General features: G+C 61.6%; 16 protein-coding genes. 7 read left to right on the top strand and 9 right to left on the bottom strand.

Features of this window, described 5'->3' with window-relative positions; genetic code table 11:
• Positions 1 to 90: 90 nt before the first annotated feature.
• Positions 91 to 1,542: a DHA2 family efflux MFS transporter permease subunit gene (locus ACSQ9D_RS03610; protein WP_436281192.1), complete on the top strand. Its 1,452-nt coding sequence runs from the start codon at positions 91 to 93 to the stop codon at positions 1,540 to 1,542.
• A 5-nt stretch (positions 1,543 to 1,547) separates the two neighbouring features.
• Here the strand turns inward: ACSQ9D_RS03610 and ACSQ9D_RS03615 are convergent, their stop codons facing one another.
• The 3 genes from ACSQ9D_RS03615 to ACSQ9D_RS03625 all read right to left on the bottom strand — a co-directional run bounded on the left by ACSQ9D_RS03615 (position 1,548) and on the right by ACSQ9D_RS03625 (position 5,244).
• Complete coding sequence (locus tag ACSQ9D_RS03615; RefSeq protein ID WP_436281193.1) at positions 1,548 to 2,501, bottom strand: homocysteine S-methyltransferase family protein; 954 nt, start codon at positions 2,499 to 2,501, stop codon at positions 1,548 to 1,550.
• 95 nt (positions 2,502 to 2,596) lie between these two features.
• Entirely contained in the window at positions 2,597 to 3,118 is a 522-nt protein-coding gene (locus ACSQ9D_RS03620; RefSeq protein WP_436281194.1) for a DUF1697 domain-containing protein, read from the bottom strand.
• Between the two features lie 17 nt (positions 3,119 to 3,135).
• On the bottom strand, positions 3,136 to 5,244 hold the full coding sequence (locus tag ACSQ9D_RS03625; protein ID WP_436281195.1) for a S9 family peptidase: 2,109 nt from the start codon (positions 5,242 to 5,244) through the stop codon (positions 3,136 to 3,138).
• 236 nt (positions 5,245 to 5,480) lie between these two features.
• Between ACSQ9D_RS03625 and ACSQ9D_RS03630 the strand changes: the two genes are divergently transcribed.
• Both ACSQ9D_RS03630 and ACSQ9D_RS03635 read left to right on the top strand, forming a co-directional pair.
• Positions 5,481 to 5,870 (top strand): DUF930 domain-containing protein, encoded by a 390-nt coding sequence (locus tag ACSQ9D_RS03630; protein WP_436281196.1) that lies wholly within the window; start codon positions 5,481 to 5,483, stop codon positions 5,868 to 5,870.
• A gap of 183 nt (positions 5,871 to 6,053) precedes the next feature.
• On the top strand, positions 6,054 to 6,866 hold the full coding sequence (locus ACSQ9D_RS03635; protein WP_436281197.1) for a polysaccharide deacetylase family protein: 813 nt from the start codon (positions 6,054 to 6,056) through the stop codon (positions 6,864 to 6,866).
• Here ACSQ9D_RS03635 and ACSQ9D_RS03640 read toward each other — a convergent pair whose 3' ends face one another.
• The 3 genes from ACSQ9D_RS03640 to ACSQ9D_RS03650 form a co-directional block, all read right to left on the bottom strand.
• Positions 6,867 to 8,159, bottom strand: a complete 1,293-nt coding sequence (locus ACSQ9D_RS03640; protein WP_436281198.1) for an NAD(P)/FAD-dependent oxidoreductase — start codon at positions 8,157 to 8,159, stop codon at positions 6,867 to 6,869. It abuts the gene before it with no gap.
• 19 nt (positions 8,160 to 8,178) lie between these two features.
• Positions 8,179 to 9,345, bottom strand: a complete 1,167-nt coding sequence (locus ACSQ9D_RS03645) for an AI-2E family transporter (RefSeq protein WP_436281199.1) — start codon at positions 9,343 to 9,345, stop codon at positions 8,179 to 8,181.
• A gap of 72 nt (positions 9,346 to 9,417) precedes the next feature.
• The gene (locus tag ACSQ9D_RS03650) at positions 9,418 to 10,278 is read right to left on the bottom strand and encodes a VOC family protein (RefSeq protein ID WP_436283759.1); all 861 of its coding nucleotides are present in this window, start codon (positions 10,276 to 10,278) and stop codon (positions 9,418 to 9,420) included.
• 291 nt (positions 10,279 to 10,569) lie between these two features.
• Here ACSQ9D_RS03650 and ACSQ9D_RS03655 point away from each other — a divergent pair, with 291 nt between their 5' ends.
• Complete coding sequence (locus ACSQ9D_RS03655; RefSeq protein ID WP_436281200.1) at positions 10,570 to 10,986, top strand: universal stress protein; 417 nt, start codon at positions 10,570 to 10,572, stop codon at positions 10,984 to 10,986.
• 36 nt (positions 10,987 to 11,022) lie between these two features.
• A complete protein-coding gene (locus ACSQ9D_RS03660; protein ID WP_037117233.1) occupies positions 11,023 to 11,346 on the top strand; it encodes a TraR/DksA family transcriptional regulator in 324 nt (107 codons plus the stop codon).
• A gap of 58 nt (positions 11,347 to 11,404) precedes the next feature.
• Here ACSQ9D_RS03660 and ACSQ9D_RS03665 read toward each other — a convergent pair whose 3' ends face one another.
• Positions 11,405 to 12,949, bottom strand: a complete 1,545-nt coding sequence (locus ACSQ9D_RS03665; RefSeq protein WP_436281201.1) for a flavin-containing monooxygenase — start codon at positions 12,947 to 12,949, stop codon at positions 11,405 to 11,407.
• Positions 12,950 to 13,085: 136 nt separating this feature from the next.
• On the opposite strand from ACSQ9D_RS03665, the gene ACSQ9D_RS03670 reads away from it, so the two are divergent.
• Together ACSQ9D_RS03670 and ACSQ9D_RS03675 are read left to right on the top strand one after the other, a co-directional pair.
• Complete coding sequence (locus tag ACSQ9D_RS03670; RefSeq protein ID WP_436281202.1) at positions 13,086 to 13,556, top strand: hypothetical protein; 471 nt, start codon at positions 13,086 to 13,088, stop codon at positions 13,554 to 13,556.
• Positions 13,553 to 14,896 carry a GAF domain-containing protein gene (locus ACSQ9D_RS03675; protein ID WP_436281203.1) on the top strand — a complete coding sequence of 448 codons (1,344 nt, stop codon included), beginning with the start codon at positions 13,553 to 13,555 and terminating at the stop codon, positions 14,894 to 14,896. Before ACSQ9D_RS03670 ends, ACSQ9D_RS03675 begins: the two co-directional genes overlap by 4 nt.
• Here ACSQ9D_RS03675 and ACSQ9D_RS03680 read toward each other — a convergent pair.
• Entirely contained in the window at positions 14,893 to 15,237 is a 345-nt protein-coding gene (locus tag ACSQ9D_RS03680) for a hypothetical protein (RefSeq protein WP_072382315.1), read from the bottom strand. The two genes, ACSQ9D_RS03675 and ACSQ9D_RS03680, sit on opposite strands and share 4 nt — an antisense overlap.
• Positions 15,234 to 16,325 carry an IS5 family transposase gene (locus tag ACSQ9D_RS03685; protein ID WP_436280820.1) on the bottom strand — a complete coding sequence of 364 codons (1,092 nt, stop codon included), beginning with the start codon at positions 16,323 to 16,325 and terminating at the stop codon, positions 15,234 to 15,236. The genes ACSQ9D_RS03680 and ACSQ9D_RS03685 overlap by 4 nt, the downstream gene beginning before the upstream one ends.
• Positions 16,326 to 16,434 lie beyond the last annotated feature (109 nt).

A 16,434-nucleotide genomic window follows, 5' to 3' on the forward strand; every position in this document is an offset into this window, starting at 1 on the left:
AAGATCCTCAATCCCCTTTTGGCATCACGCCATACCATACCGCGGCCATCGCTTCCGCGCCGGCCACGCCATTGCGAGTGATCCCTGACGATGTCGGATCAGATCTACCAGGCGGCTGCCATCGGGCGCGCCAAGCCCAATTTCCGCGTGATAGCGATGATCGTTGCGAGCGCCATGTTTATGGAGCAGCTCGACGCGACCGTGCTGGCGACGGCGCTGCCGACCATGGCACGCGATTTCGGCGTCAGCGCCCCGTCGATGAGCATCGCGCTTACCTCCTACCTCCTCAGCCTCGCGATCTTCATCCCGGCAAGCGGCTTGATTGCCGATCGCTTCGGCTCGCGCACCGTTTTCCGCTCGGCGATCGCCGTCTTCGTCACCGGCTCCATCTTCTGCGCGCTGTCGCCCAATCTCCTCTGTCTTGTCCTAGCGCGTTTGTTGCAGGGTCTCGGCGGCGCGATGATGCTGCCGGTCGGTCGCCTCGTTCTGTTGCGCAGCGTCGACCGCAAGGACATGGTCAATGCCATGTCGTGGCTGCTGGTGCCGGCGCTCATCGGCCCCATTCTCGGCCCGCCGGTCGGCGGCCTGATCGTCACCTATCTCGACTGGCGCTGGATCTTCTACATCAACGTGCCGATCGGCATCATCGGCTTTACGCTGGTCTCGATCTTCATCGCGGATTTCAAGGGCGAGTCGAAACGTCGGTTCGATACGGTCGGTTTCATCCTCTCCGGCATCGCGCTTGGCTCCTTGCTCTTCGGTTTCGAAAGCTCCAGCCGGCCGGGCGAAGCGGCCTTTTCGCTGTTTCTCATCGCGGTCGGGGTGCTGTTCGGTATCGCCTACCTCAAACATGCCCGCCGCCATCCGTCGCCGATCATGGATTTCTCGCTGATGAAGGTACCGAGCTTCGGTACCTCCGTTATCGCAGGCTCGCTGACCCGCATCACGCAAGGCGCGCAGCCTTTCCTACTGCCGCTTTATTTCCAGCTCGGCTTCGGCCTCTCGGCCGCCAAGGCCGGCCAGCTAGTTACCGCCGCAGCACTCGGTTCGATGGCAATGAAAGCGGTTGCGCCGCGCGTGCTGCGCCGCTTCGGCTTCCGCAACAGCCTGGTCGCGAACGGCGTCATCGCCACCTGCGGCTATGCACTCTGCGCCGCTTTTCGGCCGGATTGGCCGTTGGCGTTGATTTTCGCGATCCTCGTCATGTGCGGCTTCTTTATGTCGTTCCAGTTCACGGCCTACAACACGGTGGCCTATGACGAGATTGACCGCGACCGGATGAGCTCTGCCACCAGCTTCTACACGACCTTCCAGCAGCTGATGCTGTCGCTCGGCATCTGCGTCGGGGCGCTGGCGCTGCACACGTCGATGACGGTCAACGGCAGCGAGACGCCGCAGCTCCACGATTTTTCCGCCGCCTTCCTCTTCGTCACCGCGATCTCGATCACGGCGACCTTCTGGAACCTGCGCTTTGCGCGCAGCGCCGGTGCTGACATCAGCGGTCATGATGCCGGCAAGGCGGCACACGCCACCGAGCACTGAGCCCGTCAGGCGTGGGTGAGTTCCGGCAGGCATGCCGCGCAGATGGCGGCCACATGCCGGTGATCGGTGCCACAGCAGCCACCGACGATCCTGACTTGCGGCATCCGGCACATGAGTTGTCTGTAGCGCTGTGCGAGATCGGCGGGATCGCCCGAATCAAGCATCTCGCTCTCGTCGAGTTCGGCGTGGCTCATGCGTGAGGCATTGGCCCGCAGCCCGCGGATCCGTTTCGTCCAGTTGGCGTCGGGATCGAACGCCTCGGCGAAATGCGTCGGGTGGGCGCAGTTGATCATGTAGTAGGCGGGTGAACCGCCAGTTGCCGCGTCCGTCGTCTCGATCGCCTCCTGCATGCTGCGCCCGGTCACCAGCCTACCGTCGGTCTCGACCGTGAAGGAGATCGCGCAGGGCATACCCCTGGCGGCGGCCGCCCGCGCCACGCCGATCGCCTCGTCGATGTTGGTCAGTGTGAAGGCCGTCACCATGTCGGCATCGCTTTTTGCGAAGCTGCCGATCTGGACGCTGTGGTAATCCTCAGCTTCGCTGGCATCCATGTTGCCGGCCTTGTAGCCGTCGCCGCGCGGCCCGACGGCGCCGCTGATCACGATCGGCTGTCCCGGTTGTTCGTATCTCCCGCGCAGTCCTGCCAGCAGCGAGACGCTGCCCACATTGGCCGCGTGTAGCGCTTCGCGCGTGTAGCCGAGCTTCCCGGCCCAATCCGGATTGGCGCGCCATGTCGGCGTGTCGAGGATGAATCCGGCGCCATGCCTGCCGGCGATATCGAGATAGCGGCGATAGTAGGCCTGCAGCCGGTCGCGCCCTTCCTCCGAGGCCAGCATCACAAACGATGCGAAGTGCGGCAGCTGCAATCCGTCAAGAAAGATGAAGGTTGTCTCCATGCCGCCATCGGTCACGAAGAAGCCGCCCGCGAGCTGCGGCAAGCTGTGTCGGTAGGTCGCCATCGTATCTCCTCAGCCGGACGAAAGAGAATGCTGCGACGCAATACTAATTATTTAGGATGTTCTAAAATAATCTCCCGCGATGGTACAGCGAAATCTCAGCGGTCTTCCATCGCCGCAGCCATCTCGGCGAGCTTGCGTACCGTATTCAGGTTGCGCGCCGTTCCGGGCTTCAGGGCCGGCAGCTTGAGCTTCGATTTGCCGGAGCCGATGGGGAAGTGGACATAGATTTCGCTCCCGGCCAGAACCGCCTCTTCGCCGTTTGGCGCGACCATCTTGTCGAGGGCATCGCTCTGTGCAGCCTCGGGCAGGAAGCTCACCAGCAGATAGTTGGGCTTGGCGTCGGGAAAGGGCGCGTTGGCGACGATCGCCTCGAGCTCCTTGCGGCTGCGGAGCATCACGCCGGGCTTCTTTGCGAGCACCTTTCCAAGCGCGTCATCCAGCTTTTGCTCGACCTCAGCTTCCCTCTCGTCGGAGCGGAACAGCACGTTGCCGCTCTGGATGTAGGTCTTCACGTCGCTGAAGCCTTGCTCTTCGCAGATTGCCTTCAGCGTTTTCATGGGCAACTTGCCCGTACCGCCGACATTGATCGCTTTCAACAGCGCCACATAGACCGTCACGGAGCCACTCCAGCCGATTACACCTTCCCAGCAACCTTGATCGCGAAGGCGTACTCGAAGGCGATCTCCTCCAGCCGTTGGAAGCGTCCCGAGGCGCCGCCATGGCCGGCATCCATGTTGGTCTTCAGCAGGATCGGCGCCGAACCGGTCGTCTTTTCGCGCAGCCGTGCCACCCACTTTGCCGGCTCCCAATAGGTGACGCGTGGGTCCGTCAGACCACCGAGCGCCAGGATCGGCGGATAGGCTTTCGCGCCGACATTGTCGTAGGGCGAGTAGGCGGCGATCTGCTCGTACTCGTCCTTGCTCTCGATCGGGTTGCCCCATTCCGGCCATTCCGGCGGGGTCAGCGGCAGCGTGTCGTCGAGCATGGTGTTCAGCACATCGACAAAGGGAACGGCGGCGATCAGGCCGGCGAACTTCTCCGGCGCCATATTGGCAACGGCGCCCATCAGCATGCCGCCGGCCGAACCGCCTTCGGCGATGATGTTCGCGTAGGAGGTGAACTTTTCCTGATTCAGATAGTCAGCGGCGGCGATGAAGTCTTTGAAGGTGTTGGTCTTCTTCTCCATCTTGCCGTCTTCGTACCAGCCAAAGCCCTTGTCCTTGCCGCCGCGGACGTGGGCGATGGCGTAGACGAAACCGCGGTCGGCAAGCGACAGGCAGTTGGTGTTGAAGCCGGCCGGAATGGTAATGCCGTAGGCACCGTATCCATAGAGCAAGCAGGGTGCAGACCCGTCGAGCGGCGTATCCTTGCGATAGAGCAGGGTGACCGGCACCTGTTCTCCATCCCAGGCCGGCGCGAAGACGCGGCGGGTGACATAGTCGTCGGGATTGTGGCCGGAGGGCACCTCCTGCGTCTTCAGGAGGGTACGCTCGCGCGTCACCATGTTGTAGTCATAGAGCTGAGACGGGGTCGTCATCGAGGAGTAGGAGAAGCGGATGACATCGGTGTCGTATTCCGCAGCACCCTGCAATCCGAGCGAATAGGCCTCTTCGGCAAAGGCGATGGCGTGCTCTTCGCCGGTGCGCCGATCGCGGATGATGATCTGCGGCAGTCCGTCCTTGCGCTCCAGCCAGAGCAGATGCCGGGCAAAAGCCATGTGGCTGATGATCAAGGTGCCGGGCTTATGCGGCACGACTTCACGCCAGTTCGCCTTGCCCGGGTTTTCAACCGGCGCTTCCATGATCTTGAAATCCTTGGCGTCGCCGTCATTGGTCAGGATGTAGAAGGCATCGCCGCCTTCCGTCATCGAGTATTCGATGCCTTCCTCGCGCTCGGCAACGAGCTTGGGCTCCGCCGTCAGGTCCTTGGTGGAGAGCAGGCGGTATTCTGACGTTTCGTGGTCGTGAATGTCGATGTAGATGAAATCGTCGAGCAGCGAGCCGCCGACGCCCATGAAGAAGCCGGCGTCCTTCTCCTCATAGACCAGCCGGTCGTCGGATTGCGGCGTCCCGAGGATGTGGTGGAAGACCTTCGAGGGACGATGGTTCTCGTCGAGTGCGGAATAAAGGAAGCTCTTGCCGTCGGGTGCCCACGCGCCGCCGCCGCTGGTGTTTTCGATCACGTCGGGAAGATCCTCGCCGGTCGCAAGATCGCGCACGCGCAGCGTATAGAATTCTGAGCCCTTGTCGTCATAGCCCCAGATGCCACGGCTGTGATCGGTCGAGTGGTCGAGGCCCGCCAGCCTGAAATAGGCCTTGCCGGCCGCTTCCTTATCGCCGTCGAGCAGAACGGCGCGGATCGTCTCGTCCTTGACGTCGCCGTTGCGGGGAATGCGGAAATAGCGTGGCTGTTCGCCGCCGGTGACGAAGAAGGTGCCGTAAGCATAGTCCCCGTCCTTCATCGGCACGGAGCTGTCGTCCTCCTTGATACGGCCGCGCATCTCGGCAAATAGCGTCTTCTGCAGCGCCTTGGTGTCTTCCATCGCCGCATTCATATAGTCGTTTTCGGCTTCCAGATGCTGGCGGATCGCCGGATCGAGGATCGTGGGATCCTTGAACATCGCCTGCCAGTTGTCGGCCCGCAGCCAGGCGTAGTCATCCGTGCGCGTGATGCCGTGGCGCGTATCAGGGAGCGGCTTCTTGGCGGCAACGGGCGGGTTCGGCAGGTTCTTGAAGACAGTCAACGAAGGCTCCGGATATGTGGTGTCAGGTGGGCAAGAGATAGAGGTGCTGATGCATCGGATCAAGCGCTGAACGCACCTGCGTGACAAAACCGAAGGAATGCTCACGTTGCCTTGATGTCACCACATTGTTTAAGAAAGTCCGCTACGTCGCCCGGAATTTATCCCCTGTTCGACCGTGAAAGCCTCGGTCGTCCACAGGCGATTGCGGAATGAGAATGCAAAGGAATCCTACTGTAATGCCAAAACGCCTCGTGTTGCTTCTGTCAGCATTTAGCCTTGCCGTTCCCGCGTTCGCAGTCGATCCCGCAATCAAGAAGCAACTCGAAAAGCTCGACCCCGCGACCCGGCTCGAACAGAGCTGCGACACCGAGGCGATGAGCCGAATCAACAAGGACGATACCGGCTACAGGCCCGACAAGGTCATCGCCTACACCTTCAAGGATCCCGTTCCCAGTGACAACAAGCTGGACGCACCTGGCGCCGTGTTCCGCAGCAAGGGCGACTGGTATCACCTGTCCTACACCTGCATCACCGGACCGCAGCACATGAATGTTCGGGCGCTTGACTATAAGATCGGCGAGAAGGTGCCGAAGGAGAAGTGGGAAAAATACTACCTCTATGATTGATCGAGGGCGGATCAGGGCGCTCGCCTGCCTTGCCTTTCTGAAGCCTTAGTCCTCAGGCATCAGCTCCTTCGTTGAATGCTGGCGGCGAATCGCAGGAGCGACCGCAAGCGGCATCAGACCACATGGCGCCGGCGCGCTGTGTGCGTTATGCAGCGCTTGAACAATGAACGGCTTCTCTTTGGTATGAATCGTATTTTTCTCGCTCCGGCGCTGCTGGTCGCCTCCATTGCCGCCGCCGCCGCTGCCGCGCTCCCGCCGCAGGACACGCCCGCAATCGCCGCACCCCACAACATCGCCCAGCCTCCAAAGATGGCAGCCCAGCCAAAGCTGGTGGAGCCGCATCTGCGCATTGCCCGTTCCGACGTCAAGGGTCACGCGCGCGTGGCGCTGACGTTCGACGCCTGCATGGGCAAGGCCGACGACCGCATCCTCTCGGTGCTGGTCCGTGAGCGGATCCCCGCAACCATATTCGTCACCGCACGCTGGCTGAAGCACAATCCACAGGCGCTGCGGGTCTTCCTTGAGAACCCCGATCTTTTCGAACTCGAGAACCACGGCCAGAACCATATTCCAGCCGTGGACAAGCCGGTCTCCATCTATGGCATTGCGTCTGCTGGCTCGCCGGAGGCTGTGCGCCGGGAAGTGCAGGGCGGCGCCGATGCGATGCTCGCAGCCGGCATTGCCCCGCCGCACTGGTTCCGCGGCTCGACCGCCAAATACGACCTGTCCTCGATCGCCCAGATCCGCGAAATGGGATACCGCATCGCCGGCTATTCCGTGAATGGCGACGGCGGCTCGCTGCTCGGTGCGGCGGTCACGGAAAAGCGGATTGTCGCCGCCAAGGACGGCGATGTGGTGATCTCCCATATCAACCAGCCTACCCATGTCGCGGGCGAGGGTGTTGCCAAGGCGATACTCGACCTGAAGGCCAAGGGGGTCGAATTCGTCCGCCTGCAGGATGTCGAGGATACCGGTGACGACCAGACGACGGAGTGACTAGTTGACGGCGCTCTGCCGGCGGTCCTCACTGACGCTCGGACGTCCAGGTACATCCGGCGCGTCGCGGTCCAGGGCGAAATCGTCGAACCAGTCGCGGTATCCTCCGCCGATCATTGCGCCGATCACCTGCGTCGCGAGATAGGAGAATGTGATGCCGTTGCCGCCGTAGCCATAAGCGGCATAGACCTGCGGCATCGAGGGAACGGCACCAATCAGCGGCAGCCCGTCCGAAGTCTCCCCGAACGTGCCGCACCACGCCGTCGCGACACGAGTGTCAGCCCTTGACCAGAGCCGTTTCATCTTTTCCCGGATCGTCACGATCTTCTCAGCTAGCTTGCTGTCGCGGATCGCGGGATCGACGGTGTCGTCGTCCTCGCCGCCAGCGATGATCCGCCCGTCCGGCGTCGTGCGCATGTAGAGATAGGGATGGCTGTCTTCCCAGATCAGCACCTGGTCGCGCCATAGCATTGCCGGATCCTGCGGCATCGTTGCAAGTGCCCAGCTCGACGTCGTCCGATGCAGTTTCGGCATATCGATGCCCGGCATGGCGTAGCCGGTGGCGAGCACTGCAGTTTTGGCTTCGATGACGAACGAGCCGTCGGCCTCGGCGCTCACCCGCCCACCTTCGCTATGGAGTTTGGTGACCGAGGCGCCGATGAGACGCGCGCCTTGCTTCACGGCAATGTCCAGCAGGGCCCAGGTCAGGAGCAGCGGATCGGCCTCCGCCGAGCCGCGGGACAGGATGCCCGCATCGCGATCGAGTTCGAATTCGGTAAAGAGATCGCAATGCTCCAGATATCGGCTAGGCAGGCCCGCCTGGCGACGAAGCTCGACCTCGTTGTGCAGATCGCGGGCGCCCTCCTGGTTGCTGGTCAGGAGCAGCGACTGCCGAGGCAGCAGATTGCAAGCGATGCGATGGGCGACGATCAGCTTGGAGAGACCTGCGACCGAGGCAGCGCTCCGCCTGTAGATGCCGACGGCGCGTTCGAAACCAAAGGAATGCTCGAGCTCGCTCAGCGTCCGGTCGATCTCCCATTGCAGCATGGCCGTGCTCGCCGCCGTGCTGCCGAGACCGGGCGTCTCGCGGTCGACGATGATCACGGAAAGCCCGCGTTCGGAGAGGTGCTGACCCAGCAGCGCGCCGGTGATCCCTCCGCCGATCACCATGGCGTCGACCTTGAGATTGTCCTGAAGTGGCTGGTAGGCGGGTTTCGTTCCGGCGTGGCTCCACGGGGGGATGCCGCTCTTCAGCCGGTTCTGGCTGGACTCTGCAAGATCGATTTCGGCCATCTGACGCGTCTTACCTCAATTATTTGGGCAATTGCGGCTGCAGTCTCTCTTCGATGAAAAGTTCATCGATGATGGTCATGACAATCAGCGATAGTGGTAGCGCGAGCATAGCACCAACTGCGCCCCACATCCAAGTCCAGAACAGAATTGCCAGAAACACCACGAAAGGATTGATTTCCAGGCGCTTTCCCATCACCGCCGGGAAGACCAGATTTTCCATGATGAGGTGGACGATGAAGAATGCTGCGGCTGGCATGAGGCCGACCACCAGGCCGTCATGCGTGATGATGCCGGCTATAGCCACCGCGAGCGTCATGGAGGCAATGCCGAGATAGGGAATGAAGCTCGAAAGAAAGGCAAAGAAGCCCCAGAGCACCGGCGCCGAGAGGCCGCCGAGATAGGCAATCACCATCATCATGACGCCCAGGCACAGATAGATCAACGAAGCCGTGGCAAAGTAGAAGCCGAGGACCTGTTCCACACTGTTGATCACCCGAATGGCGGCAAGCCGCTGCGGACGCGTCCGAAAGACCATGATGATCGATCTGCGCAGGCTGACACGTCCGGCAAGGAAGAGCAGTAGCGCCGCAAAGAAGATCAACGCCTGGACAAGGGCAGGGGTCAGGTTGGCGCTGATGAGATGCAGCACGTTACCCGTATTCTCGAGGAGCTTGTCGCTCGACATCGGTCCGCCCTGGAAGGTCTCCGGCGTGATGTGCAGCCACCGGATCCGTTCGAGATAGGGCATCAGCCGGCTGAACGTCTTCTCGACGAAGGCCGGGCCCTCATTGGCAAGCGTCGTCAGCGGTCCGGCAAGCGAATTGGCAACGAGGACGATCACCAGCGCGACGCCGGTCGACAGGATGACGGCGTTGGTGATGCGCGGTACGCCGAGTCTGCTGAGCTTTTCCGCAAGTAGCCCGAGAATCATGCCAACGACAACGGCAAGCGTCACCGGAACGAGAATGAGCGACATCATATAGATGGCCGAAAGAGCGAGCACCGCAAAGATGCCGATCACAGCCCAGGCCATGGTGATATCAAGCCCGTCCTTTTCGACGCGGCGCATCGGCGCTTGCGGCATCTCCTCCGTGTCTTGCTTCAGTTTTTCGGCCCAAGCGCTGACAGAGCGCTCGCCCATTGTGATCTTGCTGGCCTGCTTGCGGATGCCGTTGGCAATTCCCATGGATAGACGATCCCCGGAAGCCCAGATGCTTCGCGACGGAAACGCGCAGAACCGCTTGAGGTTCCTGAGGGGTCAGGCGGACAGCGTCAGGCCGATACCCCAGGGGTCGTGCAGGAACACGCCACCATTGCGCTTCTCGCTCTTGATCTCGAGCTCGTCGAGCTTGGCGATGGCCTTGTCGAGCGCGGCCTTGTCGTTGAAGCGAAGGGCGTAGTCGGAAAGGCCGGTCATCCCTTCGGCACGGGCGCCGGCGCCGCCGCTGTTCCAGATGTTGGCGGCGATGTGGTGATGGTAATCGCCTGTGGCAAAGAAGCTGGCACCGGGATAGCGCGCCATCAGCTTCAAACCAAGCACATCGCGGTAAAATGCGTCGGCCTCCGGTATGTCGCCGACCTGCAGGTGGATGTGGCCGATTGCGGTGCCGTCGGCCATGCCGTTCCAGGTATCGTCGGGCGCACTGTTGTAGAGCGACTGCAGATCGAGACGCCGCGTCGCCATCTCAACCTGGCCGTCCGGATGGAACTTCCACTGCTCGTGCGGTCGGTCGGCATAGATCTCGATGCCGTTGCCTTCCGGGTCGGAGAGATAGATGGCCTCGCTGACCAGGTGATCGGATGCGCCGTCCAGGGCGACATTATTATGCGCGGCGTGGCGCAGCCAGCGGGCGAGCTCGGTGCGGCTGGGCATCAGGAAGGCCGTATGGAAGAGGCCGGCGGCATTGCGCGGCGCGATGCGGACATCCTTGCCTGTCGTCAGCGCCAGAAGCGGCGCGCCGTCGACGCCGAGCACTTCGCCGCTGGCGCTTTTCTCGATGACCTTCAGGCCGAGCATGGACTGGTAGAAACCCGACACCAGCGGCAGGTCGGTGACGACGAGGTGCGACTGGTCGACATAGGCAGGGCGCGTCAGGGCGTAGGACGTTTCGGTGTTCACGGGCGTATCTCCTGCCTTGGCTGAGGGCGGCGTACCGGCGCTGGCGGCGAGAGCGCCGCCCGTAGCGATACCAAGGAATTTGCGCCGGTCCATATGCCTAGAGGTCCCCTTGGCCCGCTGTACTTGCTCTTTATATGGCGGATTCCGATTGTTCACAGAAGCCCTGTTTTTGATGATTGAGCGTTCGACGATCGTTGACAAAAATCCGAGCGATCTTGATCTTGATCAAAGCGCCTTATTTATCTCCTGAGAGGATGTGGCCGTTAGAAACGGCGGCGCTGGAGGGCCTGAATGTACAAGAAAATCATCGTTCCAATCGAAATAGGCGCGCTGCACAGCGGCGAGAGGGCGTTGCGCAAAGCATCCACGCTCCTTGATACGGGTGGCGAGATCGTTTTGCTCAACGTCGTCGAGGACGTTCCCACCTATGTCGCGATCGATCTGCCGGCCGAATTGCTGCAGAACGCGATCGATGATGCCCAGGAAAAGCTCGGGATGCTGATCCGCACGAGCGGCATACCCGCAATGATCGAAATCGGCCACGGCCGCCCGGCCCATAGCATCCTCGCCACGGCCGAAGCGCATGATGCGGATCTCATCATCGTCGCTTCGCATATCCCCGACTTCAGCAACTACTTCATCGGCGCCACCGCCGACCGTGTCGTCAGGCATGCCAAATGCTCGGTGCTGGTCGACAGGCAGCGCTAAGGAGAAGACGGCACAGGATCGATGGAGGAACGTTCCATGAGCGATACGCAGACATACGAGAAGATCCTACGCGACCGCCAGCGTGAGCTTGAATCGCGGCTGAGCCGCATCGACGGCGATCTCGGACGCACCAAGGAGCAGGACAGCGACGACCGCGCGGTCGAGAGCGAGAACGACGAAGTGCTGGAGGGGCTTGGCCAGGCCGGCCAGGAAGAGCTGCGCGCCATCGGCGCCGCCCTCGATCGGATCGCGAAAGGCACGTATGGCACCTGCGTCCGCTGCGGCGAGCCAATTTCAACAAAACGACTGGGCGCCGTGCCTTATGCCCCACTCTGCGAGGATTGCATGGGCCAAGGCTAGGACGCTTTACCAGAAGGGGCGGCGATCCGGTCTCCGGGGCCGCCCCTTGTGGTGCGTTTCAAGCCGCCGCCATCGCAGCGGCACCGCGTAGCATGTCCCGAATGTTGCGTTCTTCGGCGGTAAAATCCTCGCTGGTGATCGCGCCAAACTCCGCGGCGGCCTTTTTTGCTAGATAGGATGCGTTCGGGAGACGGTCCGGGCCCTCGAGCCTAAAGGAAATTGCTGAAAGCGGGCCGAAGAGCAGCGCCCGTTCCAGCTCGGGATAATGCTCCAGGGAAGGCTCGATGCCAGCGTTGCGGGCAAAGGCGAGGGCTGCGACATGCGTCGGCACCGCGGGTCCGAAGGTGCGAGCCGCGCGACTTCTTGACAGAGCCATCGCCAGCTTCTCGGGCGTCGGCCGCGCCGCAATGCCCGCAAAGGAATAGGCGATCCAGCGTGCCTGCAGCTCGATTGCTGGAAAGAAGGGACCAACAAGGTCGATCAATCCCGCAAAGGCGAGGCCCGGCAGATCGGGATGGAGCGTGAAGTCGTGAAGCGTCATGTTCGCCGTGTCGAGTTCCACCGTCTCGGCGAGCTCCGGCGACAGGAACGGCAAGGACAGCCGATAGCCGGTCCCCAGGAAGAGGGCATCCGCTTCAACAGCGCTTCCATCGGCAAAATGCACGGTTCTGCCGTCGATCCGTTCAATCCATGGCCGCGTCACGATCCGCCCCTCGGCAACCGCAGGCAGAAAGTTTTGCGATTGCGTGATGCCGGCAGCGAAGATGTTGTCATGCGGCTTGCGGGCGCCGAACTGTTCAGGGCTGCCTGCCGCGTTGAGCACCATCGCCTTCAGTGCTTCGGCGGCGATGTCGGGTGGGCAGCGTTCCGCCGCGATGGCCGCCGCACGCGTGAACATGACGGATTCGGTTGGCACCCCCTTGATGAGTTTCGGCAGCACGTAGCGCTGGCGGCGATAGCTCGCTGTCACCTGCGCAGCGCCGGAAAGGGCGATTTCCGCGGCAATCTCGAGAGCGCTGATCGAGCATCCGGCAACGACTACTGACCTGCCGCGCAGGCGTTCCGGCCCGTAGTAGTGACTCGTGTGCGCGGCGCCGAAGGAGCCGCAAAAGCTCTCTATGCCTGCTATATCAGGCACATCAGGCGCAACGTGCCGGCCGGTGGCAACGATTGCGCGCCTGAAAGCCTCCCTGCGGATTACTCCGTCCGTATTCGAGCGGATGTGCCAAAGCCCGTCGTCTCCGCGCGAAAGATGTTCCACCCGCGCTCTCGTTCTGATGCGGCACAGCAGATCAAAATGCTCTGCGTAGCGCTCCAGATATGCGAGCATCTCGTCGTGGCGCGGATAGGTGGCGGTGCCCTCGACATGGTCCATGTCGGAAAAGGCGGTCGTCACACGGCTCGTATTGGTCCGCATGCCGGGCCAGACGCCGCTCATCGGCGACAGGCTGTTCCACTGCCCGCCGAGCTGGTCGGCTGCTTCGAAGAGAAGCGGTTCTAGTCCATGCGCCCGAAGCCAGCGAGCGCAAGCGAGGCCGGATGGCCCAGCGCCGATGATGGCGACGGTATTGTCGGGCATGCGGTCGAGGCGATTGCCTGTCATTTTTCTGCTCCTTTTGTGCCGGGAGCCTCTCTATAGTCGCCACTTCGAATGCTTGTTGCTAAATGCTTCCTAAGACAGTGGAAGCCGTTCTTAAAAAATCGCTAAATACGATCGGTGGACGGATCGGGGGGAGGAAATGGTGCTTGACGCAGAGTTGGCCAGGTTCATCGCAAGCCCGGTGATGATCATCATCGGTACGCGCGATAAGCACAATCGCGCGGCGATCGCTCGTGGTGCCGGCGCGACGGTGCTGAAAGGAAGCGGTATGGTCGAAGTTATCGTCTCGGAATGGCAATGGCCGGACTGTATCGCCAACATCCATGCGACCGGCCACATTGCGGCGACGTTCGTTCGCCCTTCGGACTATGTCGCCTATCAACTGAAAGGACGGGGCACTGTGCGAACAGCGGCTGAGGAGGATATCCGGCTCTCACGCCGCTATGTCGTCGACATCGTCGACACGCTCGGAGGTCTCGGCGTGGAACCACAGCTTGCCGCGCCCTGGATCGTCAACGCCGAAGCCGCAGTCATCCGCTTGGCCGTCGAAGACGTCTACCTGCAGACGCCAGGTCCAGGCGCCGGCGCTCTGCTGCGGGGTGTCGCATGACGCTTCACCTCTCTGATCTGCGGGCCTGCTTCGAGGGCGTTATCCCGTCGATCATCGCCACGTCGTCGGGCGATGGGACACCGAACATCTCCTACCTCTCGCATGTCATCATGATCGACAGCGATCATGTGGCGCTCTCGAACCAGTTCTTCGCCAAGACAGCCCACAACATCAGGGCCAATCCTTACGCCAATCTGCTTCTCGTCGATGCCAGGAACGGCGGTCAGTTTCGGTTGGACATCGTCTTTTCCCATCCGCTTGAGGACGGCGTCTTTTTCGATCGGGTGGCGACGCAGCTGCAGGCGAGCAGCGAACAGGTCGGCATGGGCGGCATTATGAAGCTGAAGGGGCTCGACGTCTTCCGTGTGCTGTCGATCGCCAGTGTTCCTTCGCCGGTGCTTCTGCCGAAGGAGGCCGTCGAGGAGCCTTCGCGCAAACTGATTGCGCTCAGCCGACTTGTCGACCGGATCGCCGTTCAGAACGATGTGGGCGGCGCCATCGACGTCGTCCTGAGCGGACTGGAGAGCGAATTCGGCTACACCAACACGCTTTTCATGCTCCATGACGAAGCACGCGGGCTTCTGGCAACCGTGGGCAGTCGCGGTTACGAGCGCTCCGGCGTTGGATCGGAAGCCGCCGTCGGTGAAGGCATCATCGGGGCCGCGGCCGTCAAGCGGCGGCTCGTCAAGGTCAGCGACATGAGCCGTGTGCGGCGCTATGGTGCCGCGATCCGAACATCTTCCGTCGACGAGGAGAGAACCCGCGCCATCGTTCTACCTGGTATGAGAGGCGCGATGAGCCAGATGGCAGTACCCGTCATGGCGCAAGACGTCCTCCTCGGAGTGCTGTTTGCCGAAAGCCGCCAGCGCCTTGCTTTTTCCGAGGAAGACGAGGCGGTGATGACTGTTGTCGCCCGCCAGGCGGCCGCGACGCTTGCTCTTTGCGAGCGCCTCGCCAGCGAAGCGCAAAAGGTTGCAACGGCCGACGAAGCGCCAGCCCACCTGCAAAGCAGCTTCCGGGTCGTCCATCATGCCTATGACGACAGTGTCTTTATCGACAATGCCTATGTCATCAAGGGCGTGGCCGGGCGTATGCTGATGATGATGCTGAGCCTCTGGCTCCGGGAAGGGCGCACTGAGTTCACAAATCGCGAGATCCGCCTTTCCGACAGTCTGCGCTTGCCAGACATCAAGGACAATCTCGAAACCCGCCTCCTCCTGCTGCGCCGTAGGCTTGAAGAAAAAGGCACTCCCGTTCGCCTTGTCCGTGCCGGGCGCGGCCTCATCCGTCTCGAACTCGATGGTATTCCGAAGCTTGATATTGTAGGGCTGCCCATCTAGCAGGCTGTTGAAGAAGTCTCTGGTTTGGCTTTGAGGATAGCTTCGTCGCCATTGTGGTACGCGAACGTGACCTCGATCGAGCCATCGTCGAGTAACTCAGCATGACCATCGCCCGAGACTTCGTCCATTTCGTCAAATCCAGACCATGTGAAGGAAACGGTGGATCGGCTATAGCCGAGATCGAGGCCCGCTTGCATCGCACCGAAAGCGATTTCGCCATGACCGTCTGGCCCGATGGCGATTGCTGCAGGCTCAACCAGGTCGAGATAATCCCGATCCCATAGGTCGGCCTCGATAATCCGCCAGCGGCCGATCAGGCGGCAGGTCGAGGCGGCGCTCAAGACAGCACCGCCATCAGTTTCGGTAAGCGCACCAGATCATAGGCAGCCGCCGCGAAGGTGAAGGCCCATCCAACGCGGTCGCGGCCGCGGAACTTCGTCTTGTCCTGCCCCGCGACGGTCTTGATCCAACCGAACGCCTCCTCGATGCGCTTGCGGATGCGTAAGCTGATCCCATAGCCGGAATGGCGCGTCGTGCGCCCATCAATGGCCGAGCGGCGACCATTGACGTTCTGCGCCACATGGGGCGTCACCTTCATCGACCGCAAATCTTTGACGAAGTCCTTTGTGTCATAGGCCTTGTCGGCACCCAGCGTGATCGCTTGTGGCCGCTCAGTGAAGGGCTCGATCATGTGCAGCGCCGCTACCCGTTCAGCATATCCGCTGGCCTCTGTCAGATAGGCATCGACCAGCAGGCCATGGCGGTTTTCCATCAGCCCGTGGCCCATGAAGCACAGCTTGGCCTCCTTGCCTTTACCCTTCTTATAAAGTCTTGCATCTGGGTCGGTCGTTGAAGCATGCGTCTCGTTGGAACGCCTTTCGCCATGGAAGTCTGCTTCCACATTCCGACCGCCGCCATCCGATGGTGGTTCGCCCGAGCCGTTCTTCGGCTTGAAGCTCTTCATCGATGCCCAGGCTTCGATCAGCGTGCCATCGACAGAGAAGTGGTCCGTTGACAGCAGCCGCTTTACCTTGGGCTGCGCCAGGATCGCACCCAGGAACTTCGCGGCGATGTCGCCTTCGAGCAACCGGTCGCGGTTCTTCGAAAACACCGAATGGTCCCAGGCTGGATCGTCAATGCCAATGTCGACGAACCAGCGGAACAGAAGGTCGTATTCCAGCCGCTCCATCAAAAGCCGCTCGGAACGGATCGAATAGAAGGCTTGCAAAAGCATGGCGCGCAGAAGCTTCTCAGGCGCGATCGATGGCCGCCCGATCGGTGAATAAAGCGCTGCAAACTCCCGTTCCAGCAAAACGAGCGCGTCGTTCACGATCTGCCGGATGGCCCGCAGCGGATGATCACGACGAACACGATCCTCCAGATCGACATAGCTGAAGAGTTGCCCCGTCCTCACATCGCCGCCGCGCATCCATCAACTCCGAATCTCGACAAAGTCAGTGAATCACGACCACAGCCTCCACGCCAGGCCTCTTTTTCAACAGCCTGCTAGAGCGTTGGGCATCCAGATGGATGCACAA

It is taken from the genome of Rhizobium sp. LjRoot258, assembly GCF_964254185.1.
GTDB lineage: Bacteria > Pseudomonadota > Alphaproteobacteria > Rhizobiales > Rhizobiaceae > Rhizobium.

Excerpts from the sequence above, each read along its gene's own strand:
- ACSQ9D_RS03610 (WP_436281192.1), top strand. The coding sequence starts at position 91 with ATGTCGGATCAGATCTACCAGGCGGCTGCCATCGGGCGCGCCAAGCCC.
- ACSQ9D_RS03615 (WP_436281193.1), bottom strand. The coding sequence starts at position 2,501 with ATGGCGACCTACCGACACAGCTTGCCGCAGCTCGCGGGCGGCTTCTTC.
- ACSQ9D_RS03630 (WP_436281196.1), top strand. The coding sequence starts at position 5,481 with ATGCCAAAACGCCTCGTGTTGCTTCTGTCAGCATTTAGCCTTGCCGTT.
- ACSQ9D_RS03635 (WP_436281197.1), top strand. The coding sequence starts at position 6,054 with ATGAATCGTATTTTTCTCGCTCCGGCGCTGCTGGTCGCCTCCATTGCC.
- ACSQ9D_RS03640 (WP_436281198.1), bottom strand. The coding sequence starts at position 8,159 with ATGGCCGAAATCGATCTTGCAGAGTCCAGCCAGAACCGGCTGAAGAGC.
- ACSQ9D_RS03645 (WP_436281199.1), bottom strand. The coding sequence starts at position 9,345 with ATGGGAATTGCCAACGGCATCCGCAAGCAGGCCAGCAAGATCACAATG.
- ACSQ9D_RS03655 (WP_436281200.1), top strand. The coding sequence starts at position 10,570 with ATGTACAAGAAAATCATCGTTCCAATCGAAATAGGCGCGCTGCACAGC.
- ACSQ9D_RS03660 (WP_037117233.1), top strand. The coding sequence starts at position 11,023 with ATGAGCGATACGCAGACATACGAGAAGATCCTACGCGACCGCCAGCGT.
- ACSQ9D_RS03665 (WP_436281201.1), bottom strand. The coding sequence starts at position 12,949 with ATGACAGGCAATCGCCTCGACCGCATGCCCGACAATACCGTCGCCATC.
- ACSQ9D_RS03670 (WP_436281202.1), top strand. The coding sequence starts at position 13,086 with ATGGTGCTTGACGCAGAGTTGGCCAGGTTCATCGCAAGCCCGGTGATG.
- ACSQ9D_RS03675 (WP_436281203.1), top strand. The coding sequence starts at position 13,553 with ATGACGCTTCACCTCTCTGATCTGCGGGCCTGCTTCGAGGGCGTTATC.
- ACSQ9D_RS03685 (WP_436280820.1), bottom strand. The coding sequence starts at position 16,325 with ATGCGCGGCGGCGATGTGAGGACGGGGCAACTCTTCAGCTATGTCGAT.